General features: G+C 49.1%; 26 protein-coding genes. 19 read left to right on the top strand and 7 right to left on the bottom strand.

From position 1 onward, the window contains the following. Nucleotides 1-273 (top strand): helix-turn-helix domain-containing protein (locus tag MR847_RS03105; protein WP_287722917.1); only part of this gene is annotated, 273 nt, incomplete at its 5' end. A gap of 88 nt (nt 274-361) precedes the next feature. Beyond that, nucleotides 362-1,210, top strand: coding sequence for a 50S ribosomal protein L11 methyltransferase (locus MR847_RS03100; RefSeq protein ID WP_287722916.1), 849 nt, complete (start codon nt 362-364; stop codon nt 1,208-1,210). Here MR847_RS03100 and MR847_RS03095 read toward each other — a convergent pair. Then, nucleotides 1,197-1,988 carry a thioredoxin family protein gene (locus MR847_RS03095; protein ID WP_287722915.1) on the bottom strand — a complete coding sequence of 264 codons (792 nt, stop codon included), beginning with the start codon at nt 1,986-1,988 and terminating at the stop codon, nt 1,197-1,199. The two genes, MR847_RS03100 and MR847_RS03095, sit on opposite strands and share 14 nt — an antisense overlap. A 97-nt stretch (nt 1,989-2,085) precedes the next feature. Here MR847_RS03095 and MR847_RS03090 point away from each other — a divergent pair, with 97 nt between their 5' ends. Genes MR847_RS03090 through MR847_RS03080 form a run of 3 tightly spaced genes read left to right on the top strand, consistent with a single transcriptional unit; the run spans nt 2,086 to nt 4,774 of the window. Beyond that, nucleotides 2,086-2,367, top strand: coding sequence for an ACT domain-containing protein (locus MR847_RS03090; RefSeq protein ID WP_100426179.1), 282 nt, complete (start codon nt 2,086-2,088; stop codon nt 2,365-2,367). Between the two features lie 26 nt (nt 2,368-2,393). Continuing rightward, the gene (locus MR847_RS03085; protein WP_100426180.1) at nt 2,394-3,761 is read left to right on the top strand and encodes a PFL family protein; all 1,368 of its coding nucleotides are present in this window, start codon (nt 2,394-2,396) and stop codon (nt 3,759-3,761) included. A gap of 32 nt (nt 3,762-3,793) precedes the next feature. After that, entirely contained in the window at nt 3,794-4,774 is a 981-nt protein-coding gene (locus tag MR847_RS03080; RefSeq protein WP_287722914.1) for a GSCFA domain-containing protein, read from the top strand. A gap of 92 nt (nt 4,775-4,866) precedes the next feature. On the opposite strand, the gene MR847_RS03075 is transcribed toward MR847_RS03080, so the two are convergent. After that, the gene (locus tag MR847_RS03075; protein WP_277001141.1) at nt 4,867-5,124 is read right to left on the bottom strand and encodes a hypothetical protein; all 258 of its coding nucleotides are present in this window, start codon (nt 5,122-5,124) and stop codon (nt 4,867-4,869) included. 194 nt (nt 5,125-5,318) lie between these two features. Between MR847_RS03075 and MR847_RS03070 the strand changes: the two genes are divergently transcribed. From MR847_RS03070 to MR847_RS03020, 11 genes are all read left to right on the top strand, one after another. Further along, complete coding sequence (locus MR847_RS03070) at nt 5,319-6,452, top strand: BamA/TamA family outer membrane protein (protein ID WP_287722913.1); 1,134 nt, start codon at nt 5,319-5,321, stop codon at nt 6,450-6,452. A gap of 20 nt (nt 6,453-6,472) precedes the next feature. Then, complete coding sequence (locus MR847_RS03065) at nt 6,473-6,880, top strand: acyl-CoA thioesterase (protein WP_277001146.1); 408 nt, start codon at nt 6,473-6,475, stop codon at nt 6,878-6,880. Between the two features lie 113 nt (nt 6,881-6,993). Next, the gene (locus tag MR847_RS03060) at nt 6,994-7,239 is read left to right on the top strand and encodes an acyl carrier protein (RefSeq protein ID WP_100426185.1); all 246 of its coding nucleotides are present in this window, start codon (nt 6,994-6,996) and stop codon (nt 7,237-7,239) included. A gap of 40 nt (nt 7,240-7,279) precedes the next feature. After that, on the top strand, nt 7,280-9,676 hold the full coding sequence (locus MR847_RS03055; protein WP_287722912.1) for a beta-ketoacyl-[acyl-carrier-protein] synthase family protein: 2,397 nt from the start codon (nt 7,280-7,282) through the stop codon (nt 9,674-9,676). Between the two features lie 17 nt (nt 9,677-9,693). Beyond that, nucleotides 9,694-10,425, top strand: coding sequence for an SDR family NAD(P)-dependent oxidoreductase (locus MR847_RS03050; RefSeq protein ID WP_100426187.1), 732 nt, complete (start codon nt 9,694-9,696; stop codon nt 10,423-10,425). A gap of 2 nt (nt 10,426-10,427) precedes the next feature. Next, a complete protein-coding gene (gene fabZ / locus MR847_RS03045; RefSeq protein WP_287722911.1) occupies nt 10,428-10,871 on the top strand; it encodes a 3-hydroxyacyl-ACP dehydratase FabZ in 444 nt (147 codons plus the stop codon). A gap of 23 nt (nt 10,872-10,894) precedes the next feature. After that, nucleotides 10,895-11,581 (top strand): lysophospholipid acyltransferase family protein, encoded by a 687-nt coding sequence (locus MR847_RS03040; protein ID WP_241899553.1) that lies wholly within the window; start codon nt 10,895-10,897, stop codon nt 11,579-11,581. Further along, complete coding sequence (locus MR847_RS03035) at nt 11,578-12,429, top strand: patatin-like phospholipase family protein (RefSeq protein WP_100426190.1); 852 nt, start codon at nt 11,578-11,580, stop codon at nt 12,427-12,429. Before MR847_RS03040 ends, MR847_RS03035 begins: the two co-directional genes overlap by 4 nt. A 3-nt stretch (nt 12,430-12,432) precedes the next feature. Beyond that, nucleotides 12,433-12,867, top strand: a complete 435-nt coding sequence (dtd, locus tag MR847_RS03030; protein ID WP_287722910.1) for a D-aminoacyl-tRNA deacylase — start codon at nt 12,433-12,435, stop codon at nt 12,865-12,867. 219 nt (nt 12,868-13,086) lie between these two features. Then, complete coding sequence (locus MR847_RS03025) at nt 13,087-16,542, top strand: EAL domain-containing protein (protein WP_287722909.1); 3,456 nt, start codon at nt 13,087-13,089, stop codon at nt 16,540-16,542. Nucleotides 16,543-16,649: 107 nt separating this feature from the next. Further along, on the top strand, nt 16,650-17,984 hold the full coding sequence (locus MR847_RS03020) for an SIMPL domain-containing protein (RefSeq protein WP_287722908.1): 1,335 nt from the start codon (nt 16,650-16,652) through the stop codon (nt 17,982-17,984). A gap of 128 nt (nt 17,985-18,112) precedes the next feature. Here MR847_RS03020 and MR847_RS03015 read toward each other — a convergent pair whose 3' ends face one another. The 3 genes from MR847_RS03015 to MR847_RS03005 all read right to left on the bottom strand — a co-directional run bounded on the left by MR847_RS03015 (nt 18,113) and on the right by MR847_RS03005 (nt 22,634). After that, nucleotides 18,113-19,597: a DUF1846 domain-containing protein gene (locus tag MR847_RS03015; RefSeq protein ID WP_287722907.1), complete on the bottom strand. Its 1,485-nt coding sequence runs from the start codon at nt 19,595-19,597 to the stop codon at nt 18,113-18,115. A 381-nt stretch (nt 19,598-19,978) separates the two neighbouring features. Beyond that, the gene (locus MR847_RS03010) at nt 19,979-20,956 is read right to left on the bottom strand and encodes a cation transporter (RefSeq protein WP_277001163.1); all 978 of its coding nucleotides are present in this window, start codon (nt 20,954-20,956) and stop codon (nt 19,979-19,981) included. 127 nt (nt 20,957-21,083) lie between these two features. Then, complete coding sequence (locus MR847_RS03005; protein ID WP_287722906.1) at nt 21,084-22,634, bottom strand: glycosyltransferase; 1,551 nt, start codon at nt 22,632-22,634, stop codon at nt 21,084-21,086. Nucleotides 22,635-22,729: 95 nt separating this feature from the next. Here MR847_RS03005 and MR847_RS03000 point away from each other — a divergent pair, with 95 nt between their 5' ends. From MR847_RS03000 to MR847_RS02990, 3 genes are read left to right on the top strand one after another with little or no spacing between them, the layout of a single operon-like run. Continuing rightward, the gene (locus tag MR847_RS03000; RefSeq protein WP_287722905.1) at nt 22,730-23,278 is read left to right on the top strand and encodes a sulfurtransferase TusA family protein; all 549 of its coding nucleotides are present in this window, start codon (nt 22,730-22,732) and stop codon (nt 23,276-23,278) included. A gap of 9 nt (nt 23,279-23,287) precedes the next feature. Then, on the top strand, nt 23,288-23,881 hold the full coding sequence (locus MR847_RS02995) for a hypothetical protein (protein ID WP_287722904.1): 594 nt from the start codon (nt 23,288-23,290) through the stop codon (nt 23,879-23,881). Next, complete coding sequence (locus MR847_RS02990) at nt 23,871-24,206, top strand: hypothetical protein (protein ID WP_100426203.1); 336 nt, start codon at nt 23,871-23,873, stop codon at nt 24,204-24,206. Before MR847_RS02995 ends, MR847_RS02990 begins: the two co-directional genes overlap by 11 nt. An 87-nt stretch (nt 24,207-24,293) precedes the next feature. Here MR847_RS02990 and MR847_RS02985 read toward each other — a convergent pair whose 3' ends face one another. Together MR847_RS02985 and sufC are read right to left on the bottom strand one after the other, a co-directional pair. Beyond that, a complete protein-coding gene (locus MR847_RS02985; RefSeq protein ID WP_287722903.1) occupies nt 24,294-25,364 on the bottom strand; it encodes a SufD family Fe-S cluster assembly protein in 1,071 nt (356 codons plus the stop codon). Then, complete coding sequence (sufC, locus tag MR847_RS02980) at nt 25,364-26,110, bottom strand: Fe-S cluster assembly ATPase SufC (RefSeq protein ID WP_106520100.1); 747 nt, start codon at nt 26,108-26,110, stop codon at nt 25,364-25,366. The genes MR847_RS02985 and sufC overlap by 1 nt, the downstream gene beginning before the upstream one ends. Nucleotides 26,111-26,116: the final 6 nt, after the last annotated feature.

The raw sequence follows: 26,116 nt of genomic DNA, 5'->3' as shown, positions 1-26,116 counted from the left end.
CAGAAAATGGAGGACGACCGCTTCGCTGAAGCCCTCGCAAAGGTTCTTAGGCGGCATCGCAAGGCTCGTGGCATCACCCGCGACGGGCTCGCATTCCAGCTTGGTCTCCACAAGAACACCCTTTACGGTGTGGAAGTAGGCGTAAAACGCAAGAGTGGACACTTTAGCCACACCCAGCTCACCATGACAAACTTTATCCGGCTGGCCGCTTTTTTCGGCTATCAGCCCGGCGAATTCCTGCAAGATGTCCTCATTGAGGCAATCGATTGTTAGTTTTCTCAAAAAATCGCATAACGAAAAAACATTTTTTTAGATTTTTTGAATTATTATAATCTATAGTTTCCTTTTTAAATTTGCGCCTATGCAGAAAACGGAAACCTGGTACAAAGCGGAAGGCGATTGTCCTGCGGAAGATTTTGAACTTGCGAGCTATTTGCTTTTTGAAGCGGGTGTTGCCTCGCTCGAAGAATTAGACCCGACCGATGACGGGCTTTCGCATTTTTGTTTTTACACGAGCGATCGCTTGGAACGGGACCGCCTTGTACAGCAGTTTCCGCAGTACCATTTTCGGGTGACGGAAGAACCGGATACGGACTGGGTGCAGGTTTTTCGGGACAGCGCAAAACCGGTGCAGGTAAGCCCTCACCTGTGGGTGCGTCCGCCTTGGGTCAAATTCACCCCCGAAGATCCGGACGCGGTCGTTCTTGAACTCGAAGCGAAGACCGCTTTTGGAACCGGTGAACACGATACCACATGCGGCGTTGCGAATCTGATGGAATTTATCGATTTACAGGGAAAATCGGTTTTGGATATAGGCACAGGCACCGGAATCCTTTCCATGTTCGCCCGTCGCCGTGGCGCAAGACTCGCTGTCGGAACGGAAATCGACCCGGTAACGCTCCCTTGCATTTCTGAAAATTTTGAACGCAATGGCTTTGAAAAAAGCGACTGCGTTCTCGGTTATTTGAATGTGTTCCGCCCAGGCGTTCAATTTGACGTGATCGTCTGTAACATGTTCTTGCGCGAATTTTTACCGATGCGCGAACAGGTGGTACAGCTTTTGGCTCGGGGCGGTAAGCTCGTTCTTGCTGGACTTCTTTTGACCGAAAAGGAATTTGTCCTTCAATGGTTCAAAGATGTCGGTTTGAGGATGGAACGGGAATATTCAAGTCGTGAATGGTGGAGCGTTTTAGGCGCTATTCGCACTTAAAGCCTTGGAGCTCAAGACCCGCTTTCATTTCGCTGTAGTTGGAAGTTCTCTTCATGTCCATGGCGCGCATAAAGCGACTGTTGTTCGCAGTGTGCAACTTGAAGCCCGTTTTGGTTTCTGTGACTTCCGACTTTCCGCTGGCTTTGAACTTTTCCATGATCTGCGGTTTGTGCTCTTCGAGTTCCGGCGGAATCAGCACGTCGGTCACAATGTCTACATCGTCGATCTGCGTTTTGCCGAAGACAAAAGAAATCGTGATGTGATTCTTGAGCCCGCTGAACTCTCCATCGACGGAGCAGGAAAGGTGCTTCTTTTTTGGAGGCTTGTACTGGGTCACTTTTTTGACGTTCTTCGCCGGAGTGTATTCCAAGGCTTTTAACAGTTCGTCTTCTTTCATCGCGCCCATCTTCATGTTGATGATCTTGCCATCTCTTAAGAAGTAGAATGTGGGGAAAGCCTGAATGCGGAAGGTATTCTTGATCTTTTCAATATTCGGTTCGTCGAAACCGATCGATGCGACTTTAATGTCGGTATAGTTCTTTGCAATATCGATGAGCGTCGGAATCATGATGAGGCACGGAGGGCAGCTCGTCGAAGAGATTTCGAGAATGATCGGCTGCTTCGAATTTATGATTTCCTTTTCAAAGTTATCGTCGTTGATTTTGACGATGCGGATGTTTTCGTCGTTAGAGGCTTTTGCGAGGGCGGTGGTGAAGGAGCCAAGGATCAGAGTCAGCAAAAGTACAGAAACAAACGAAAATTTTCTTTCAAATTTCATTTGGAATCTCCTTTGTGCTACAAATTACAAAATTGAATTCCAACGAGGGAGCTATATTTACGCTGAAAAGTAAAACGAAGCATTGAGGAGTTTCGGCATGGCACAAGAAAGAGCTATCATCACGGTTGTCGGCAAGGATACGGTGGGAATTATCGCCACGGTCTGCACATACCTCGCAGAAAATAACATCAATATCTTGGACATCTCCCAGACGATTGTCCAGGGCTACTTCAACATGATGATGATCGTCGACATTTCGGCAATCCAAAAGGCGTTCGGCGATATTCAGAACGAACTGACCAAGCTCGGCGAAGAAAAAATCGGCGTCCAGATCAAAACGCAAAAAGAAGCCATCTTCGACGCAATGCACCGTCTTTAATTCTGGACTGTCCACAAGAGGTTTATATGATCAATCTTCACGAGGTTGAAGAAACCAACGCCATGATCGAAAAGGAAAACTTGGATGTCCGCACCATCACGATGGGACTCTGCCTTCTCGACTGCATCGATTCGAACGTGGATAAGCTTTGCCAAAATATCCACGATAAAATTTACCGTTCTGCCAAGGACCTTGTGAAAACCGGAAATGAAATCGCGAAGGACTTTGGCATTCCGGTGGTGAACAAGAGAATCTCCGTGACGCCGATTTCCCTCGTCGGTGCATCCGCTTGCAAATCTTCCGCAGACTTTGTGAAAATTGCGAAGATGTTGGACTCCGTTGCAAAAGAGGTCGGAGTGAATTTCTTGGGCGGTTACACGGCCCTCGTCAGCAAGGGAATGACCCCTGCCGATGAACTCTTGATCCGCTCCATTCCAGAAGCCTTGACCGAAACCGATGTGCTCTGTTCCTCGGTCAACTTAGGCTCGACCAAAACAGGTATCGACATGGATGCTGTCCGTTTGATGGGAACGATCATCAAGGATACCGCAGAACTTTCCGAAAAGAAGGGCGTTTTGAACGGCGACTCGAAACTCGTCGTCTTTTGCAACGCGCCGGACGATAACCCGTTTATGGCCGGCGCCTTCCACGGTGTCACGGAAGGCGATGTCGTTTTGAACGTGGGCGTTTCCGGTCCGGGCGTCGTCAAAAAGGCCTTGGAATCGGTCCGCGGCACGGACTTTGAAACCCTTTCCGAAACAATTAAAAAGACCGCATTCAAGGTGACCCGGGTCGGTCAGCTTGTGGCGAAAGAAGCTTCGAAACGCCTTGGCTATCCGTTTGGCATTGTGGACCTTTCGCTTGCGCCGACTCCGGCGATTGGCGATTCCGTTGCCGACATCCTTTGCGAAATGGGCCTTGAATATGCTGGCGCTCCGGGAACGACTGCCGCCCTCGCCATGCTGAACGACCAGGTGAAGAAGGGCGGCCTCATGGCTTCTTCTTACGTGGGAGGCCTTTCGGGCGCGTTCATTCCGGTTTCGGAAGACCAGGGAATGATCCACGCCGCAGAAGCGGGCGCGCTGACACTCGAAAAACTCGAAGCGATGACCTGTGTTTGCTCCGTGGGCCTTGACATGATCGCCATTCCGGGCGATACCAAGGACACGACCATTGCAGGCATTATCGCAGATGAAATGGCGATCGGGATGATCAACCAAAAAACGACCGCCTGCCGCTTGATTCCATGCCCGGGGAAAAAGGTGGGTGACAAGGTGGAATTCGGTGGCCTTCTGGGCTTTGCTCCGGTGATGGCGGTGAATGCTTATTCCTGTGATGCCTTTGTGAATCGAGGCGGAAGAATTCCGGCTCCGGTCCACTCTTTTAAGAACTAAAGCGCAGTAAGAAGTAGGGCGAAAAGCAAAGCATGAATTGGACGACTCCGGTAGAAATCCCGAAATCCGATATCCGCATTGACTGGAAGTCGAACGTCGCCTTTATCGGATCTTGCTTTGCAGAAAATATTTCGCATAAATTCACCGATCTCTGCTTCCGTACAGCGGTCAATCCGTTTGGAATCGTTTACAATCCGCTTTCGGTGGCGAACATGCTGGAGCGGATTGCCAACAAAAAGCTCTATACCGCGGACGAAATTTTCTTTGACGGCGAAAACTACCACTGCTGGGATTTTCACGGAAGCTTCTCTTCCAAAGATTCGAACCTGTGCCTACAACAAATGAATGGCGCCGTGGAGTCCGCGCACGCTTTTCTGCAAAAGGCAGACGTCGTCTTCATGACGCTCGGCTCGGCTTTCTGCTACTTCCTTCAGGAATCCGGAACGGTCGTTTCAAATTGCCATCGTCAAAATGCAAACCTGTTTCGCCGGGAACTCGTTTCGGTAGAACGCATCGTGTTTGCGTTAGAAAGTGCCGTTCAAAGTTTGCAAACATTGAATCCGCAGGTGCGCATCGTTTTGACCGTTTCACCGCTTCGCCATTTCAAGGACGGGGCTCATGGAAATCAGCTTTCCAAGGCGACCCTCTTGCTCGGCGCCAATTCTGTCGCAAACACTTTCAAAAATGTGGAATATTTCCCGAGCTATGAAATTGCCATGGACGAGCTTCGGGATTACAGGTTTTACGCAGCTGACATGATTCATCTGTCTTCGACCGCGGAAGATTACATCTTTGAAAAATGCGGAGAGTCTTATTTCAGCGAGGAAACTTGGCGAAATCTTTCCCGAGTAGAAAGCTTTTTAAAGCTTTCGAACCATCGAATTTTCGATGCGGATTCTTTCAAGGTCAAAACCTTTGCTCAAAACGCTCTCTTGCAGGCAAAAGATTTGCAGGCGCAGATCCCTGGCTTGGACTTAAGTGCAGAAATCCGCCGTTTTGAATCTTTTATTTAGGATTTAGCTTTCTGGATCTTTTTTTCTTTGGAAAATGAAAAATCCTCTCTGTAAAGAGAGGACTTGAGGAGGGAAGCTGTAACGAATACGGCTTAAAGAAGAGAGACTTGGGTGACTGCAGCAACGCCAAGGACTTCTTCGCCAGAAATTTCATCAATGATAATCGGGCAAAGGTTTTCATCTGCCACAATGGTTCCATCGGTGCAGTTGAAGGTTTCAGTCGACATCGCCGGTGCAGCAACGACAGGAGCCTGATCAGGCATTGCTGCGACATCCGGAGTGTGAGTGCCTGCGCAAGCGGTGAAGAAGGTGGCGCCAAAGAGAAGAGCTGCAAGAGAAATTTTTTTCATGGATTACGGTTCCTTTTTCCTTTCTTTCTTAAAATCAATTCCGTTTTTCAGAAATCCAAGAAAAAAATGTGAAACGGACTTCAATTTATAGTACAACTTGGAATATACCCATCAAAAATAGGGGCTTTTTGCCTCGAAATCGTGCATAAAATAGCGTATGGAAAAAGAAATGATTTCTATATTGTCCGCCCGTCATGAGGCTTTGGTGGAAAATTGTTGGACTTCTGTGTTCAGTCGCTTCGTTTGCGTCTGCAGATGCGCTGGATAATTTGCAGGGCGTGCCGCTTGTGGACACGCTTCTTGTGGATTCGTCAAAGATTGTTGCCCGCCAAAAAGCGGATGACTTCCAACGTTTTTCTCTAGTCCCGGTTTTAGGCTATACCGAAGAGACGGAAGTCCTGTACGGAGCCATGGTTCTTTTTTTTATCAAACCCGATGAAAAAGACGGCAAGGTTCCGGAAATCGGCTTGACCGCTTACGGATCTTCCCGTGGACAATGGCAGTTTGTGCTCGAACCTTTTTTTTACTTGTATCATGACCTGATCAGCGGCTGGTTCGCGCTCAAGTATCAGGATTGGATCACCAGTTATTATGGTTCGGGGAACGATCCGGATATCAACACGTTCACGAATTACGACAAGGAAAAGTTCTCTCTCTGCTCTAAATTTGAATCGAAGGCTTTTGTTCCCGATTGGTTCAAATACGGGATGGAAGTCCACATAGAGCATGCCAAGATCCAGTTCCGCGAATCCGATATGGACTTTCCCGATCCGCAGTCGGGATGGCGAAATGGACTTGGATACCTGTTCGGCATCGATACACGCGACAATACGAACTGGACTGCCCATGGCTTTTTGGCGGAGTGGAAACAGATTTTTTATGCGGAAGCCTTTGGCGATTACTCCTTTGACATAGAAAGCCTGGATTTAAGGGGTTACACTCCGATTCCTTTACAGGCGACTGCCGCTTTCGGTCTATTGTGGCAACGCGCCGAAGGAAATGTCCCGTTTGATATGCTCGCAGGGCCCGATGGCGTTCAGAGGTTCCGCGGAGTGGAAAGCCTTTACTTTAACGACAATCAGTCATTGATTTTGCAGTCGGAAATCCGTAAATATTTCGGTTGGAGACTCGGGGGCCATGTGTTTTTTGAAGGTGGAAAGGTCGGCGGTTACTTTAGCGAATTGATGCGCAACGACTGGCATAGGGCTGTGGGTTTTGGCGCTTTGCTCGGATTGAACTTGAAGGAGCGCTTGTTCGCACGCGCTGATGTCTCCTGGGTAGATTTTGACCACGTCGGGCTTTCTTTTTATGTAAGACAGGCGTTTTAAAGGGAAAATCTGTTATGGAAATGTGTAAGATTCAGTATACAAGCCATATTGATGTCCGGTATGCGGAAACCGATCAGATGGGAGTGGTCCACCATTCCGTGTATGCAGTTTGGTTTGAACAGGCTCGAACGGAATTCTTTAAAACGGTCGGATCGACCTATGCGGATGTGGAAAAACAGGGCTTTCTTTGCCCTGTCTTGGAACTGAACGTGCGTTACCGTTACCCGACTCATTACGGCGATACGGTGGATGTGAAAACGACCCTGATGCGCAAGGGCAAGCTTCATTTTAAGTTCCATTACTGCGCTTATGTCAAAGGAACGCTCTGTGCGGAAGGGTATTCTTTGCACTGTTTTTTGAAGGATGGCAAACCGACTGCGGAATTGCCTCCGCAGGTGGATCTCTTCTTTCCTCCGGAAAAGAGCTGATTTGACTAGTTTTTATCGTTAAATTCTCGCTTCCTATCGTTTAAAAGTCGGTTTGGATGTGAAAACGATGTAATTTTTTTCTATTCTTTCAAAAATTCTAAAATGAGGTAAAAATGAACAACGAAGAAGTGAAAAGTAAGCTCAAGGCATTCTTTATGTCGGATCTCGGCGTCGATGGCGACGTTCTGAACTACGACACCCCGCTTTTTGGTGAAGAAATTGGGCTTGATTCCGTTGACTCTTTGGAAATCATTTCCTTTGTCGACAGCAACTTTGGCGTTTCGATGACCGGTGCTGGAAAGGAACCGTTCCAGAGCATTGATACGATCGCTGATTTCATCGAAAAGCACCAAGCTTAATCGCTTTGTGCTTTTTTTACTGGTTTTTGGATAGGATATCATGATTTCGAACGATAGTCGCTGTGTCGTTACCGGCCTTGGCGTGATTTGCGCTGTCGGTAACAATGTTGAAGAAACTTGGAAGAACGCTCTGAACTCCGTTTCGGGCATTCATCAGACCACTTCTGTGGATACAGACAAGTGTTACGCGAACCTCGCTGCTGAAGTCCATTGCGATACTTTGGACGCGATCGACGCTCCGGAAGAGAAGGATCGTGTTTCAAAACTTTGCATCAAGGCTGCAAATGAAGCCTTGCAGGATGCAGGTCTTGGCAACTTTGCCGACGACCAGCGTGTGAGCGTGATTATCGGAAGTTGTGTTGGCGGCGTGATCAGCGTGGAACATTACCACCAGAACGGCAAAAACGCAAATGATATCCCCAAAATGCCGATTGCGGCCATTGCGTCCCAGGTGGCAGAAACCTGTGGCGCAGGTGGCATTGTAACGAACGTGGCAAATGCTTGTGCAGCCGGTACGATTTCCATCGCTCTCGCTTGCGACTTGATTCGCGCGGGCAAGGCAGATGTCGTCGTGGCTGGCGGTGCGGATTCTTTTGCCGCAGTTCCATATTCCGGATTCCTTTCCTTGCACGCTTTGGATGAAAACGGATGTTCTCCGTTCAATCACTGCAATGGCATTACGCTCGGCGAAGGTGCAGGCATTGTAATCGTGGAATCTTATGCACACGCTCAAAAGCGCGGTGCAAAAACCTATTGTGAAATTCTCGGTTCGGGTATCACGAGTGACGCTCACCATATCACGGCTCCGCGTGAAGATGCTCTTTGCTTGACGGAAGCGATGAATCGCGCTGTTAAGAATTCCGGTATTCAGAAGTCCGATATCGGCTATGTGAATGCACATGGAACGGGTACGGGCAAGAACGACAATGCGGAAATTACGGCTTTCACCAAGTTCTTTGGTGAAGAAAACCCGACGGTCAGCGTGAGCTCGACCAAGGTGATGACGGGCCACTGCCTCGGTGCAGCGGGTGCGATCGAAGCCGTGTTCAGCATCAAGGCCTTGACGACCGATACCGTGCTTCCGACTCTGCATTATTCCGCAGAAGATTCCGAAGCGTTGAAGGCAAAGGTCGGCAAAATGGACTTTGTACAGAACGTGCCGCATGCGAAGGCTTTGAAGTGCGTGATGAGCAATAACGTCGCGTTCGGCGGTACGAATGCGAGCATCGTGTTCTCCAAGGAAGCGGCGAATGTCTCTTACCAGACGGCGAAGGATCAGAAAATCGCGGTGACGGGTCTTGGCATTGTATGTCCTCTCGGCAACAGCAAGGCCGCTTTCGTTTCGGCAATCGAAAAGGATGTGAAGCCGGAAAGCGCTTCGATCCATTCGACCATTTCCTTGGAAGATTACAGGGAACTCGGCATCAAGATGGCGTTCTACCGCAAGCTTGACAATTTGGGTCAACTGCAGACGGTTTCGGGCATGCGTGCCCTCCAGGACGCAAACTTTAAGGTTTCCGAAGAAAATGCGAAGGAAATCGGCATTATCGTCGGAACCTCGGAAGGTGGGCTCGGTGCCACTTATGATTTTGAAGAACTGATCACGAATCTCGGCAATGCTCAGGGCAGTGCCTTCAAGTTCCCGCACACGGTTTACAATGCCGCTGGCGGTTACCTGTCGATTTGTTCGGGTATCAAAGGCTACGGCGTAACGATTACGACAGGCCCTGTTTCTGGCCTCGACAGCATCGGTTACTCGATGAACGTGATCCACGATGGTCAGGAAAAGGCGATGATGGCAACGGGTACGGATGAAAACCTCCCGATTATCACGGAATTCGCCCAGAAGTTGAATTTTGCCGCCGACCAGGTCGTTGCACCGTATTCGGATTCCGAAGGCTGCGTCTTGGGCGATGGCAGCGTGTCCATTCTTTTAGAAACCGAAGAACAGGCAAAGGCTCGCGATGCCAAGATCTACTGCTACGCTCTCGGCTACGGCAACGGCCGTAAGAACGTGAAGTTCGGCAAGATCGAAGGCTCGGGAGAAGCTTTGGACAATGCAATCCAGGAAGCCTTGAAGGACTCGGGCCTTTCGATCGATGAAATCGATGCCGTCTGTGGCTTTGCGGATGGCTTTAAGAAGGTGGATAATATCGAAAAGGCATCTTTGATCCGCGTATTTGGTGACAAGATTGCTTCGATGCCGGTCTTTGAAGTGAAGGAACGCGTCGGTGAAGGCCGTGCTGCTTCGGCAACGCTCGCCGCTGCGGAAGCGGCTCTTCTCCTCAGTTCGGAACTGAAGAGTGAAAAAGCTTACTTCATCGCCCAGGACGGTTCCGTTTCGACGAAGATGGTGGAATCCAAGGACTTGAAGAAGATTCTTGTGATTTCGTTTGCTGCGGGTGGCTCTTACAGCGCAGTCGTTTTTGGTAAGTAAGGTTTAGAGGAGACAGGATGAAGGTTGCACTGGTTACAGGCGCTTCGAAGGGGATCGGCAAGGCTTGCGCCCTTCGCTTGGCTAAAGACGGCTACACGGTCGTTGTAAACTATTCGAGTTCTGACGCAGCTGCAAAGGAAACCCTTTCGCAGATTCAGGCGGCTGGCAGCGAAGGCATGATTTACAAGGCCGACGTTTCGAAGCTCGACCAGGTGAAGCTCATGATTCGTGAAGTCATAAAGGCTTACGGTCGTATTGATGTTCTGGTGAACAATGCTGGCATTGTCCGCGACGAATATCTTCTGATGATTAGTCCGGATACTCTCGACAAGTGCTTTGAATTGAACGTGAAGGGTTACATCTACTGTGCTCAGCAGGTCGCCCTAAAAATGTTTAAGCAGAAGTCAGGCGTGATCATCAATATGAGCTCTGTGAGTTCGAAGTTTGCTCTCGCCGGTCAAAGCGTTTACAGCGCAACCAAGGGTGCGGTGAATTCTTTGACCCAGACTCTCGCCAAGGAACTTGGCGCTTATGGCATTCGCGTGAATGCGGTGGCTCCGGGCTTTATCGCAACCGAAATGATTGAAGCGATTCCGGAAGAAAAGCGCAAGGCTTATGTGGAGCAGATTCCGCTCAAGCGTTTCGGTACGGCAGATGAAGTGGCGAACATGGTTTCCGCTCTTGTTTCGGATCAGTTTGCTTATGTAACGGGTCAGGTGTTCGTTCTCGACGGAGGCCTTTCCCTGTGAGCATGAATATTTACGAAATCAGCCAGAAGATCGCTCAGCGCCCGCCGTTCCAGATGGTGGAAAAGGTAACGGAACTCGTTTTGAACGAATCCGCGACCGGCATCAAGAATGTGAGCGTGAATGAACCGTATTTTATGGGCCACTTTCCGGGAACCCCGATTATGCCGGGCGTTCTGATTGTGGAAAGCTGTGCTCAGCTATGCTCGCTCGTGATTGAAAAGAAGCCGGAAGACTTGGATGACAAGCTTTATGTGCTTTTGAAGATCGACGGCTTTAAGTTTGTAAAGCCTGTGATTCCGGGCGATCAGCTGGAAATGACCGTGACGAAGACGAAGGGCGGTGGAGTTCTTGTGGGCTTTAACTGTGTCGTCAAGGTGAACGGTGTGGTACATGCGAAGGGTGATTTGACCTTTACGACGATTCCGAAAGATTCCTTGGACAAGTAAGGCTTTTAAACTGTGTAATGGCTGTGAAATCGATTGTTGAATTCTTTTTGAAGACTGTCGTCCGCTTCATTGAACGGGCGGGCTGGGCGTATTTTCATATCGCTTACCGTCCGCAGCTTGTTTTTACCGATCCGTCGGTGCAGTCGACAAACTTGAAAACGCCGTCCCTGATTATTGCAAACCATACTTCGACGAACGATCCGATTCTTTTGCTCGCTCTGTTCTTTCACAAGAGAAGCATTGTCGTGGCAAAGGATTGGTATGAAATGCCGAAGTTCCATTGGATTTTAAAACGTGCGAATGTGGTGCCGTGCGACCGCTTTAACTTGGACACGGAATGGGCATTGAAGGCGAAGAAACAGCTTGAAGCGGGCAATTCGGTGATTATCTTCCCAGAAGGCAAGTGCCGTGAAGACGGCCTTTTGAACGAATTTAAAACGGGCTTTGCGTTCCTCGCCCGCAGCACGGGCGCTCCGGTGATTTCCATTGGACTCGACGGTATTTACAAACGCGGACACAAGACGCGCGTCATCATCGGTAACGCCGAAAAGATTGAACGAGTCAAAGGGATTCCTTCGTCGGTGCACCTTGCGGAACGCAGCGAATACTTTAGACAAAAGGTTTGGGCATTAAAGCTGCAAGCGCTGAACAAACCGTTCACAGAACTTCCGACTGCAGAAAATACACCTGCAGAAAAGGTGGCGAATTGAAAATCGGCCTGGTACTAGAAGGCGGTTCCCGCCAGACGATCTTTTCGGCAGGTGTCCTCGATACGATGCTTGATGAGAATATCGAGTTTCCGTATATCGGAGGCGTTTCGGCTGGCGGTCATGCAGCGATGAACTATGTGACGAAGCAGAAAGGACGCTTGCGCTACATTATTATGCCGACCAAACTTCAACGCGGCGAAAAAAAGGCACATCGCATTTTAGATGGAATCCGCAAGGAATCCCGAGCGTTGCATTACGGAGCCGCTTACGGTCATATTCCGTTTGACTTTGATACTTTCTTTGCTTCTCCGGTGAAATGCGAATTTACACTGACCTGCTGTGAAACGGGCCGTCCCGTTTACATGTCGGAACCTAGCGATCCAAAGCGTTTACTCGACATTGTGAATGCGAGCTGTTCGGTGCCGATGCTTTTTCCGGTGGCGCAGATCGGCGCTAAGCATTATGTGGACGGTTGCGTGACCGATCCGATTCCGTACCGCCGGGCATTTGAAATGGGCTGTGACAAGGTCGTCGCCATTTCTACACATTATCCGGGGGAAGCGGTTTCGGATTTTCGCAAGTACAGCGCTGTTTTGAATCCGATGTTCAAACACAAGTATTTGGATCTTTTCCGCGCTTTGATGGTACGCTATCGCCGTTACCAGCGGATGTTCGAAGACCTGGAACGCTTGGAAAAAGAAGGCAAGGTCTTTTTGATGCGTCCGGAAGTCGATCTTTGCGATCTCTTTGAAACGGATCTCGATAAATTGAATGCTTCTTACTTCCACGGTTGCGATTATGCGCGCCGGAAGATGAACGCTTTGAAGGCTTTTTTGAAAGCGGAATAATGAATGAAATTTTTGATTCAGCGTGTGACAAGTGCCAAGGTGGAAATCGACGGAGAAACGGTCGGTCAAATCGGTAAAGGCTACATGGTGCTGATAGGTGTCGGGGAAACGGATACGAAGGAAGTCGCCGACCGTTTAGTCCGTAAAATGCTTTCTCTGCGCATCTTTGCCGATGATCATGGCAAGACGAATCTTTCGATCCAGGATGTGAAGGGGGAACTTTTGCTCGTTTCGCAATTCACGCTGTATGCAGACTGCCACAAAGGAAATCGCCCGACTTTTAACGGGGCAGGAAACCCGACGCTTGCGAACGAACTTTACGAGTATATCGTTTGCGAATGCAAAAAGTCTGTTTCGGTGGTGCAAACCGGTCGTTTTGGCGCCGATATGCAGGTAAGTCTTGTAAATGATGGACCATTTACCATTTTACTCGACTAAAAAACAAACTTTTTTGAAAATTTCGTAAAAATCTAGCGTTTCGGGCATATATTTTTGAAGTGGAACTTCAAATTTTAAGAGTTCTCGAAAACGGATGTTCTGTGGAAGAACTTCGAAGTATTTCGGGGATTCTTATTATTTTGAAAATGTCAAATCTTTAGCGGGAAATTGGTCATGGGGAAGCAAAATACATTCGCAAAATTATGGGGATGCCTGTGGGTGATTCTTTGCTTTGCCGTACTTGGTTATGCAAAAGATGCGCGCGTCGTTAAAGTCGGTTGGTTTGAAAAGGAAAACTTTCAAGAAGGCAGAGCTGATGGCCCTAAATCGGGCTATGCTTATGAAGTTTTGCAGAGTGTAGCTCGCTATGCGAATTGGGAATTGGAATATGTCCCGGGAACCCTGGAAGAGCACCTGGAAAGCTTGCGCCGTATGGATGGAAAGATTGATATTTTGGCGGGGGTACCGTCAGATTCTGCTCTTTTCCGGTTTCTGCGTGTCCCGCATGTTCCGATGATTGTAGAGTCGCATTTTGTTTACTGCCGTACGCAAGAAATGAATGCCTATGTAGATTACACGTCTCTCATCGGAAAGAAGATTGGCGTGACTGCGGGTTCTTTGGCGGAACAGTCTGTGCGAAAGTGGAAAGCGATGACCGGCTTTGATTATACGGTCGTCCCGTTTTATGATGATACTGTAGCAAATATTTCGGCGGACACGTTGCGTGTACGAGCGTTTCATGAAGGGAAGATAGACTTGGTCGGGGACTTGGAGAACCAGGTCTTTAAGGACGATGGAATGCAGCCTGTGGTGCAGGTATCTTCGGTTAATAAGTACATCGGTATTTCTCTCAGAAGCATTTACTTGATGCCGGAGCTCAGCCGTGCGATTGGGATTATTTATTCGTCTTCTCCGCATTTCTTCATGGATTTGGAAGACAAGTATTATAGCGAAATAGCAACGCGAAATATTTTGCCGGTGGAAGAAAAAATTTGGATCAACAATCACGAACAGCTGCGCGTCGGTTATTTTGAAGGCTATGCACCGTTTAGCGAATCGGGAAGTGACGGCCGAGCCAAGGGGCTTTTTCAGGACGTCTTGGAATTTACCTTAAAATCTTATGGCATTCAGGCGACGCTGACGTATCACGGGTACAAGAGCTATCGTCAGATGATTTCGGACCTTGTCTTTGGTAAAATCGATTTGGCGATACCGATCTATGCCAATGATTACCGCTCTGAAAGATATGGCTTTTTCCAGAGTATGAGGGTTTCTTCTTCGCCAATGGTCTGGGCCTATCGCGAGGATTCCAAGGCGAACTTGTTGGATAACATGGAAAGCCTGACGGATGAGCAGTGGTCAAAAATTCGAATTGCGATTTCGGAAGACACGCCGTTGCAGGAAGCGGTATTTTCGGATCATTATTCCAAGGCGACCGCTGTCCGTTTCAAGAATTGGCTCGAATGCGTTAAGGCTGTGGAAAATGGTGAAGCGGATGGAACTCTGCTGAATGTTTACCGTTCGATGGTCAATTTGCACCAGAATTATACTTTGAAGCGCAAAGAACTGAAGACGATGAGTAGCTGGTCCTTTGGTGTGAGCCATGAAAATCCAGAACTGCTCAGGATCTTGGACCGCGGTATTACGTTATTTGGCGCAGATAATATGGCGGAATCCCTGGTGCGCCATACGGAAGCTTCCTATGCGTTTACCTTCTGGGATTATGTGCAGTCGCATATCCAGGCTTCTCTTGGTGTGCTCGTCTTTTTGGTGTGCTTAATCCTTTCGTTCTTGCTTTATGTGATTTGCCAGAAGAGATTGCAGAAGGATTTGAATCAGAAGGCTCGTTTTGATGCGGTAACGGATTTGCCGAACCGTAGAGCGTTTAATGAAGATTTCCAGAAACTTTTGGAAAAGCGCTTGAGTCTCGATCTGGTTGTCGGCGTGATGGACTTGGATGCGTTGAAGGATACGAACGATTCCTTGGGACATGCTGCTGGCGACGAATTGATTCAGGGTGCTGGTGAATGTCTGGATCTGTTTATTGCACCTTATGGAAAGGTGTACAAGGTGGGTGGGGATGAATTCTTCGCGATTTTCTGGTGCTCGGAAGAGGCTCTGCAGGAGCTGCGACAGAAATTGAAAAAGAGCTTTGCCTCCTGGAAGGGTAAAAAGGTGGAAAGTCTTTCTGTTTCGTGTGGCTTTGCATCCCGTCGAGAATTCCAGGGTTCCTCTTTAGGGGAATTGATGCGTGTTGCGGATGACCGCATGTATAAGGAAAAATTCTCGCACCGTGCAAGCATTCGTGTGAAGACGAAGTCCGGTGTTTTCAAGAATGTGGCGGGCTACGGAAAGCTCTTTAAAAACAACGAAGAAAAGACGATGCTAGACTCCTTTATCGCAGCCTATGAAACGCAGTACGATACGTTGACGAGTCTTCCGACGATGTCTTACTTCCTTGAAATGATCGAAGCTCCAGAACATCCGATTCACAAATCTGGTAAGACTCCGGTCATGATTTCCTTCAACCTGAATGGCATGAAGGGCTATAATACACGCTTCGGTTTGCAGGAAGGCAATGAACTTTTGATCGCTTTTGCCGATATTTTGAAAAAGGTTTACGGCAAGGATAGCTGCTCTCGCTTTGGCGAAGACCGTTTTTATGTGGTGACGACGAATACGGCTGTTGAAGAAAACGTGAATCGCGTATTTGATATGATGGCGCAGTGCAATAACGGCACGTCGTTGAAGGTTCGCGCCGGTATCTACGTGGACGACTCCGACAATCCGAGCTTTGCAAGCCTTGCGGCAGACCGTGCAAGAACGGCTTGTGACCATAACCGTGATTATGCCTCTCACTTCACCTATTTCGATGAAAAGATGAAGAAGAGCCTTGAAATTCGTGACTTTGTCATTTTCAACATTGACAATGCGATGGCCTTGGGACATATCCATGCCTATTACCAGCCGAAGATCAGCACGGCAACGGGCAAGCTGGTAGGTTTTGAAGTTCTCGCACGCTGGATTGATCCGGTTCTCGGATTTATTTCGCCGGCGGACTTCATTCCTGTTCTTGAAGAATTCGGCTTGACTTACAAGCTCGATATGTTCATTGTGGAAGAACTGGCGAGAGATTACAAGAGAACGTTCAACATGGGCTTCAAGGAAATTCCGATATCCTTTAATCTGTCGCGTATGGACTTTATTGTGGGTAATCCGCGTGAAGAAATTAAGAAACTCATGGAAGAGCACAAGATTTCAATGAAGTATTTCCAGGTGGAAATTACGGAATCCTGCGTGATGACGGACCCGAAGAAGATGAAAAAAGAAATCGAGCTCTTCCGTTCGTCGGGTTTTGAAGTGTTGATGGATGACTTCGGCAGTGGCTACTCTTCGCTGGGTACGCTCCGCGAATTTGAATTCGATGAAATCAAGATTGACATGAGCTTTATGCGCAATTTTGGAGAAAAGTCCAAGGCGATTATTTCTTCGATTGTGGCGATGGCGAAAGAACTTGGCGTTCGCACGCTTTGCGAAGGTGTAGAAACTCAGGAGCAGGTGGATTTCTTGAAGGAAATCGGCTGTGAATGTATCCAGGGATGGTTCTACGGCAAGGCGGAACCGCTGAATATTGTCATCGAAAAATGGCTGAAGAATCCGGACGCTATTTTGTAAAATTATTTTAGAAAATCGTGTGTTCCAAAGACGTTTGTGCTAATTTGAAAAGAGCGACGCGTCTTTAAATGCCATTTAAAGATAGACCTGGAAAAGGAGTTTTTGATATGGGTAATAAGGTATCTATTGCGGCATTCATCATTCTTGCATTCGTCTGTGCAATGCTGGTATTTAACCGTGGAGACTCGAAAAAAGGAATAGAGCCGACCGCTTCGGGAAATGCGGAGAAAACTCCGTCGATCCATGTTTCTGTTTCGGAAGAAAAGAACTTTGTAGCGAACGAATACAGACTTGTTTTTAACGTGGAACTCTACGGTAAAAACAAGGAAAAGCTATTTAAGGATATGGATGTTCGTCGAAGCCAGATTTTTGAATATGCGAAGTCGATGGGCATTTCCGAAGAAAACGTGGAACAGAACAGCTTGCAAGTTGAAAAGCCCTGGAACTATCTCAAGACGCAAAAATTTGTTGCCCGTCAGAACTTTAAAATTTCGGTGTCGAGCAAGGAGGCTGCGGATTCTTTGAGCGAACTGCTTTCGGTAATTCCGGACGTAGAAATTTTGCAGACAAACGCCTTGCTAAAGGATGAAGATTCTTTGCAGGCGGCGATCGTGAAAAAAGCCTGTGAAAAAGCGCTGCTTCAGGCGGACCGTTATGCGGAAGGCGTCGGGGAAAAAACGGGAAAGGTCCTGTTTGTGCGTGGGGATGTGGAATCGTCCAAGTTTAATATGGCGGATTCGGTTTCCCTGGGCGTTGACATGGATCTTTCGATGTCGATTGCAAACTCGGATGATGGCGATGCCAAGTCTTTCTTGGCGGTGGAGGCAACGGTGGAACGCAGGTATCCGGCAGATGAATTCCTGGGCAGCTTCTCTTTGGAATGCGTTGAAAAAGATAAGCAGGCTTTGTATCGGAAAATGGATGAAAAGAGCCAAAGCGTGATAGCTCAGATCAAGACGCTGGGAATTCCGGAATCCAATATTTCGGTGCAGCGGATGTCGCTTAAAAAGAAGTGGGAATATGAAGATGGCGGTAGGCGGTTTATGGGCTATGAGGCGATACAAGAAATCCATGTGAAAACGGATTCGAAGGAACTCGCAACAGCCTTGATCGATTTGCTTGCCCCGAATGCGGATTTGCAGTGCAATGGAACGTTTCCCTTGTTGAAAAAACGTCAGCTGTTAGAAGCTCAGGTGATTTTGAAGTCGGGCGAAAAGGCTTTGGCGAAGGCAAAGCTTTTTGCGGACGGCTTGGACATGAAGCTCGGTAAAACGCAACAGGTGAGCGATGGTTCAAGTATGTATGAGGGCATTACCGTGCTGGGCGATGCGCGTGCCAAATCCTACGACACGATGTTGCTTGGCGGAGGTTCTTCGCGAAATGTTATCGCGGATTCCGTCGAAGTCAAGGCTTCGACAAATCTTGTAGTCGAATTGAATTAGATGGGTGAATTCCCTGCAAACTGATCTCAGGGAAGTCCAACCGAGAAGCTGGCAAAGGTTCAGAATGGCAAAGAGCATGGCGCTGCCGAGCAAGTGCCCAAGCTCGGCGATTTATTGAGCGGCGAATCTTATTCGTGGTAGAGTTTGGAAGACTGATACTTCGGTTCCATCGTGAGGTTTACGCGGAGACGGCGGAAGACGTCCACGTCAACCTGCGCAAGAATGACGCTTGCATGGACTTCGCAATGTTCGAGTTCGGAGAGCTTTTCGAGAGCGATTTTCGCATTGTAATCCGTCAGAGCGCAAACGGAGAGCGCAATCAGGACTTCGTCCATGTGCAGGCGAGGATTCTTGTGCCGCAGCTGGGTCGTCTTCAAGTTCTGAATCGGTTCAATGACCATCGGAGAAAGCAAGCGGACTTCGTCCGGGATGCCTGCCAAATGCTTGAGTGCGTTCAGGAGCGCGCTTGCGCAAGCGCCGAGTAGGGACGTGGTTTTGCCGGTCACGATTGCGCCGTTCTGGAGTTCAATGGCAACCGCCGGGCCGTTCGTTTCTTCGGCTTCCTTCAGCGCGGCGACAGCGACTTTGCGGTCTTCCGGCTTGATGTGAGCCTGTTCCATCACCAACTTGAGCTTGTAAACCTGTTCCTGGTCTGCCTGGCCCTTGCGAACCTGGCAAAGCGTGTTGTAGTAACGGCGGATGATTTCTTCATTCGAAGCGGCGCAGGTCGCGGCATCGTCGATGATGCAGTTGCCCGCCATGTTCACGCCCATGTCCGTCGGAGACTTGTACGGGGATTCGCCGAGGATCTGTTCGAAGGTCGTGTTCAGAACCGGGAAAATTTCCACGTCACGGTTGTAATTGACAGTCGTTTTGCCGTAGGCTTCGAGATGGAACGGGTCAATCATGTTGACGTCGTTCAAGTCGGCGGTGGCGGCTTCGTAGGCAAGGTTCACCGGGTGCTTCAAGGGAATGTTCCAGATCGGGAACGTTTCAAACTTGGCGTAGCCCGCCTTTACATTGTGCTTATTTTCATGGTAAAGCTGGGAAAGGCAAACAGCCATTTTTCCACTTCCCGGACCCGGAGCGGTCACCACGACGAGTTCGCGAGTCGTTTCTACGAATTCGTTTTTACCGTAGCCGTCGTCGCTTACGATCAGTGGAATGTTCGCCGGGTAGCCTTCGATTGGATAATGGCGGTAAACTTTGAGACCGAGGCCTTCGAGTTTCTTTTGGTAAGCGACTGCGCTAGGCTGGTTTTCAAAACGGGTCAGCACCACACTGCTTACGTAAAGACCGTAACCGCGGAAGGCGTCGATCAAACGGAGAACGTCCATGTCGTAAGTGATGCCAAGGTCGCCGCGGACCTTGTTTTTTTCAATGTCGCTTGCGTTGATCGCGATGATGACCTCCGCCTTGTCCTTCATCTTCGTCAGCATACGAATCTTGCTGTCCGGAGCGAAACCCGGAAGGACGCGGGATGCATGGAAGTCGTCGAAAAGCTTTCCGCCGAATTCGAGATAGAGTTTTCCGCCAAATTTTGCAATGCGTTCTGCAATCTTTTCCGATTGCGTTTTCAGATAAGCGTCGTTATCAAATCCAATCTTGTACATATACCACAGAGCCTTATTTTCGATAATATTTTGCCCAAAAATAATAATTCTGCCTTTTTCTCTGAAGGAAATTTTTTTTGTTTTTCAAAAAAGGCTTTTCCTCTGTTTTCAGGGGGAATTCTAGACAACGGCATGGTCGTTTAGGATACAGAAAAATTTCTGTAACTACTGTAAAATCAAGATGTTTTTTATGTTTGATACATTTTTTGAGAATTCTTATTGAATCATTTGGACAACGCAAAAATGTAAGTATCACTTTGAAAATGCTTACATTTTTACTAATATAAATATGTCGGAACTCAAGTTCCGCAGTAGGGAAGCAGTGGTTTGTTTGGGATGTATGGAAAAAAGCCGCTTTCGTGAGAAAGTGACTTTTTTGTTTTAAAGCAAAAAGATTTGCAGCACAAGATTCGGGTACAGTTTTTTTAATTCCGCTTCGATCGTGCTGCGCGTCTCTCGATATTTTTCCAGGTTCATTTGGGCGTCATTCTGCGGAGTGATGGTGATATCGACTTCGTAGCTGGAACCGACGTGGAAGAGCAGAACCTTGACAAGTTTAAAGCTCGGGTCGAGAGCCGCCTTGATGACGGCTTCGGTGCGGTTTCGCAAGGCGGCGTTTTGCGTGGTCCTTCCGATAAGCGAGAAGAAGGAATGCGAAACGACGCGGATCGGAGGCGGCAGCAAAAAGAGCGAGATTCCGATGACGATGATCGAGTCGCCGATGTAATTCAGGAAGGCGAAGGGGGAATCTTGCGGGACGATTGCCATGAGGATGAGGGCAAGGCCCGTGCCGACGGTGACGAACGTATCGACATAAGCGGCGACGGTTTCGGATTTGAGAATGGGGCTTTCGCCCGCTGTTTTCTCGAGTTGTCTGCGGTAGTACAGCCAAACGCCTGCACAGGCAAATACCATGCCGATCGTGTAGATAAGAAGCGGGGTGAGCTTTAAGGGCTCAAGTATTGTCGGGCCGCTTTTGATGTAGCTTATGATGCTGCCTATACTTTCAAAAATCGAGAACACGGTAATCGCTATCAGGAGAATGCCTTGGAGCATTGCGTAAACGTTTTCCACGCTGTAAATGCCGAATGGGTATTCTTCGCTTTTGACGTCGCGCTTGCGGGTGATGCGCAGGGCTACGATAAAGCTGACCGCGGAGATTGTGCAAAGGCTTCCGTCCAGGGCGAGCGCGTAGGAACTTGCAAAGTAGTAGCCGACCCAGCCACAGAGTCCCATTAAAATGTTGATCCAGATGCCGACCTTGAGGGTTTGCATCTCGATTTGCTTGTAGCCAAGCGGATCCTGCTTTTGCAGGACCAGTCGGGGAAAGCGGTGGTTGGACATATTTGCGGGGCTCATAAAAAATAATATACCGCTTTGTGCAAGATTCCGTTCCGGTGTCGTATCTTACAATGTGAAATATACGGCAAAAAGAAAAGCCCGCTGAGTTACAGGCCTTTCGTTAAGGAGAAAATATTTTGACTTTTTATAGCTTGGTTGCTGCAACGGCTTCTGCCTGAGCCTTGCGCTGAGCTCTGTGCATATCGATCAGGTTTTGGAAGTACTGGATAAAGCTCAATGCGCCCACAGCGAGGAAGCCGATTGCGTAGAGGGCGAGGAACGGACCGATGATGAACTTGCGGGCACCGATGTAAGCGAGAACACCCACGATGCAGTAAACGCCGACTGCGATTTCGAGGATCGCGAGATACGGGAATTTTTGACGGAAGAAGGAGTGCTTCTTGCCACCGGTCTTCGGGGTGCGGACGAAGGAGCCTTTACGACCGAGAACCGCAGAGAACCATGCGCGGGTGTTGCTGACTGCGATACCGACGCCCATTGCCATCAGAGCTGGAAGAGAAAGCATGCGGGTTTTCCAACCGGTGTAGCCGGAGCAACGCTGAGCGACGAAGTAGAGGGTCGAAGGAGCGATGGCCGCGAGGAAGATGAATGCAAAACCGAGAGTGAAGAGCCAAGCCGGAATGTTCGTTACCGGGTCGTACCAGGCGAGGAGCGGATAAGCGGCGAGAGCGGTAAAGAGCATGCACGGGTGAATCGAGTAGTGCGTCGTGTGCAGGAAGGCTCCGAGCTTTTTGCGGAACGGAACGCCCTTTGCCTTGAAGACGAGCGGAAGATCTTTAATGGCGGTTTGAATGGAACCCTTTGCCCAGCGGAACTGCTGAGCCTTGAACGCGTTGATGTCGTCCGGAAGTTCGGCCGGAACGATCACATCGAATACGAACTTCATCTTCCAACCGGCGAGCTGGCTACGGTAAGAAAGATCCATGTCTTCGGTCAGCGTATCGCCTTCCCAACCACCAGCGTCCACGATGGCCTGTTTACGCCAAACGCCTGCGGTACCGTTGAAGTTCATGAAAAGGTCGCCCCAGCTGCGAGCGGACTGTTCCACAACGAAGTGACCGTCGATACCGATCGACTGGGCAAGGGTAAGACCGGATTCGGAACGGTTCAAGTGTCCCCAGCGGCCCTGGACGAGACCGACGTTTTCATTCATGATCAGGTGCGGAATCGTCTTGAGGAGGAAGTCTTTCTGCGGGACGAAGTCGGCGTCGAAGATGGCGAGGTATTCGCCCTTGGCCACTTCCATACCGGCGGCAAGAGCGCCTGCCTTGAAGTCCTTACGGTTAGTACGGTGAATGAGCTTAATATCGAATCCTTCGGCCTGCTTTTCTGCGACTTTGCGCTTGGTGACTTCGTAACATTCATCGGTGGAGTCGTCCAAAACTTGAATTTCGTGTCGATCCTTCGGATAGTCGATTGCGCAGACAGCGTCGATCAAACGTTCCACGCAGTTCGCTTCGTTGAAGACCGGAAGCTGGGTGGTGACCTGCGGCAAGTCTGCCATTTTATGATCGCGGTAGAACTGAAGAAGGCTCTTGCGGTCCGCGAGACGAACGCGGCGGCTGTTCTTCAAAAAAAGATAAATGCTCCAATAGCAGTTGAATCCGTAGACGACAAGGCCAACACCGGCAATGACGTAGATGACAAAGAGGATATCAAGGATATATTGAGCCATAGTTTTAAAACCTTATGCATTTTTGGATGCTTGGCGCCAAATATAGAAATGCAAAAACAATATTGCTATATTCCATCGAGGATTTTGTGGCAAATATGGCGCAAGGTAAGCAAGAAATTTCTCCACTGGAAAAATGGTACGAAGCGGGTAAAAACGACCCGAAAATCGGGGCGTCCCTAAGGCTTTTGCTCGGGCACGCCCTAGTGGCGGTTTTTCGGAATAATCGCCCGGTTCTTTCCATTTTTTCGCCAGAAAAAGCCATTTCTTTGGCTCAGAGGCTACCTAAAGGAATACTTCCGGAAGCAATCGGAACCTGGCTTGCGCATCCCGAAAAGTATGCAAAAGAAATTTTGCATTTTTGTGAAAAATCCAGGGAGTTGGAATTCCCGACGGAAATCGACCTTTCTGCCTTTTCGACGGGGGCGGTGGATATGCGCGGGGTACGTTGTCCGACGGGATCGGTGCGGGCGAGACTTGTGCTTGCCGGAATGGAACCAGGGGACTTGGTGACGTTCTTGATCGATGACGGGGAACCGATTGAAAATGTGCCTCGCGCGATGGTCGAAGACGGAAATCACATCGTTTTTCGCGAAAAAAGAGAAAATTATTGGGAATTACGGGTGCAAAAACGGGAAATAAAGTAGTTTATTAACGTGACGCACAGAATTCAAATAATCGGTGACGAATTGATGGGTGTGAACGGTGAAGCCGCATCCCTGTTTTCGGAGCTTCTTTTGTGCGAATACCCGACTCGTCCAATGCAATTTGCTATCGCCGGTTCGATTCGGTACCCGATTTCGACGGTCATCGCTCGAGCTCCTGGGGATATTTTTGGAAAGCACGCAGAACGCATTGTGTTGGGCCTTGGGTTGCACGAACTTCGTGCTGTTGCGGATGCGGACCAGGCTTTTACCCAGTATAAAATCCTTTTAGAAGAAATTCTTTCGAAAACGTCTTCGGTTCTGTACCTGTTGACCATTCCGCGCCAAGCGCTTCCAGAATGTGTGACGGCGCTTGAAGCGTTTAACGAAAAAGTGCGTGCGATGGAAAACGGTGACCGCGTTCATGTTCTGGATTTTGCCTCGCATTTGGAAGATTTTGAAAAAGACCAACTGCAACGCGGAAAGTTTGCACGCAGTCTTTACGATTCCAATCATCTCCCGACATCCCTTTGCCATGTATTGTTGGGACTTTTCATTGCACGACGAATTTATAATACACAGAAGGAGACCGAAAATGGATTTTAGCGATAAATTCTATGCGAAAAATGCTGCTTCTGCTCGTGCTTGGGCAGAAACCGACCCCCGAAAGAAAGCGCCTCGTCGTGAAGCTCGTAAACCTGCAGAACCGAAGATGGGTATCTGTGAAAAGTGCAAAAAGGAAGCTTTGGTGCGCGCCCACCGTTCCCGCGAAACCGATATGAAGGACGGAGCCGCGAGCTACGGAGTCGTGGTGCATTATTACTGCGAAGATTGCTACCCGAAGAGCCGTCGTGATACGCCGACCGAACCGCCTCTCTCTTCGAAGCAGGTGAAGAACCTTCTTCGCGGTGCAAAAAAGAATCTCCGCTAAGGCCAAATTCAGTTTCGTTTTGAAAAAGGAAAGGCTCGCGAATTTTGCGCGGGCCTTTGTCTTTGGAACTTTTGAAAAGTCAAATGCTTACTTAGCAAGGACTTCGGACAGGACCTTGAACAGACGTTGTTTGCCCGGTTCAAAGGGATGTTCCGCAATCAGATCCTTTGCAAAGGCACCGATGAGAAGCTCTTCGGCGTGCTTGCGGTCGATGCCGCGGCTTTGCAGGTAGTAAAGCGGTTCTTCTTCCAAGGTGCCGACCGTGTTGCCGTGAGAGCAGGCGACATCATCGTGGAAAATTTTGAGGGTCGGTTTGACGTGAACGCTCGCATCATCGGAAAGCAGCATCGTGTTGATGAGTTCCGAGGAATCGGTTCCTGAGCAGCCTTCACCCGCGACAACGCCGCCGTCGTAATGGATTGCGGTTTCGTCGAACAAAAGGTTGCGAATGAACTGGCGGCTTGAGCACTGTGCGGCATGGTGGAAAACACGAACGAAGTCGTGCTCGGCGGAGGTTCCGTGGAGAATGTTCAGTGCGCGGAAACCGAAGTCAGCGGCTTCGCCTTCGAGATAATCTTCGACGCTTGTGCGGCGCAGGGCGTCGCTGCGGTTCAAGTCGAGAATGTGAACCTTGGAGCCTTTTTTCTGGTGAATGCGGATCGTGCGGAACTTGAGTTCCTGCTTGTGACCGACTTCGGTCGAGAACAGTTCGAGTTCTGCATCTTCGTCGACGAAAAGGTCGATGCGCTCCGCGGAAAGTTCCCGTTCGATTTTATTTTCGAGAATTTCGAGGGAAACCTTGGCGCCTTTACCGATGCGGAAAACGGTGTGCGAATATTCGTCGTGCGCTTTGAGAATACCGTTCTCGGAAGCTCCGTCAGCGATGACTTTTACAAAGGACTTTGCACCGAGGGCAAGCGGGAGCAGTGCCGAGAAATCGGTTTCTTTTTCGATGCCAAAGTCGGCCGTGTGCAGGTCGCTTTCGGAAAGGCGCTCCACGTTGGATGCGTTGTCGATTTCGACGGGGAGTTCCTTGTTCGAGATGAATTCGAGGCTCTTGTAAGCGGCAAGATTCGAAGTGGGGAACTTGTACCAGTCTTCGACCTTGCGGCCCGGAAGACCGAGTTCCCGAATTCTTTCTAAGGCTTCTTTTTGCATTAGGCGCCCTCGATCCAATCGTAACCGTCTTTTTCGAGTTTGAGTGCGAGTTCCGGACCGCCGCTCATCAAGATTTTGCCGTGCATCAGCACATGGATAAAGTCCGGCTTCACGAGATCGAGAATGCGTTCGTAGTGGGTCACGAGAATGACGGCGCGGTTTTGGTTGTGCAGATGGTTGATGCCGTTTGACACAATGCGGAGCGCGTCGATGTCAAGGCCCGAGTCCGTTTCGTCAAGGAAGGAGTACTTCGGCAGGAGCATTGCCATCTGGAGAATTTCGTTGCGTTTTTTTTCGCCACCGGAGAAGCCGTCGTTCAAACCACGTGTGCGGTAGCGGTCGTCCATTTCGAGAAGTGCCATCGCTTCGTTCAAGCGCTTCGAAAATTCTTCGTCGGAAATCGGACCTTCTTTTAAGTAAGCGCGTTTGGAATCGACTGCCATGCGGAGGAATTCCACATTGGGAACGCCCGGAATTTCGATCGGGTACTGGGTGCTGGCGAAGAAACCTTCGTTGGCACGTTCGTTCGGTTCGAGTTCCAAAAGATTCTTGCCGTCGAGTTCGACAGAGCCTTCATCGACCTGATAAGCCGGGTGACCGCTGATCACTTTTGCAAGGGTGCTTTTACCGGAACCGTTGATGCCCATGATGGCGTGGACTTCGCCGGGTTTGACATCGAGGTTAATTCCCTTGAGAATCTGAGTGCCGTCGAGCAGGCTTGCTTTAAGGTTTTTGATAGAAAGCATAGTGAC

This window comes from Hallerella sp. (assembly GCF_022776125.1).
Taxonomy (GTDB): domain Bacteria; phylum Fibrobacterota; class Fibrobacteria; order Fibrobacterales; family Fibrobacteraceae; genus Hallerella; species Hallerella succinigenes.
Note: the sequence above shows the minus strand (reverse complement) of the source record. Positions and strands in the feature narration are given on the sequence as shown.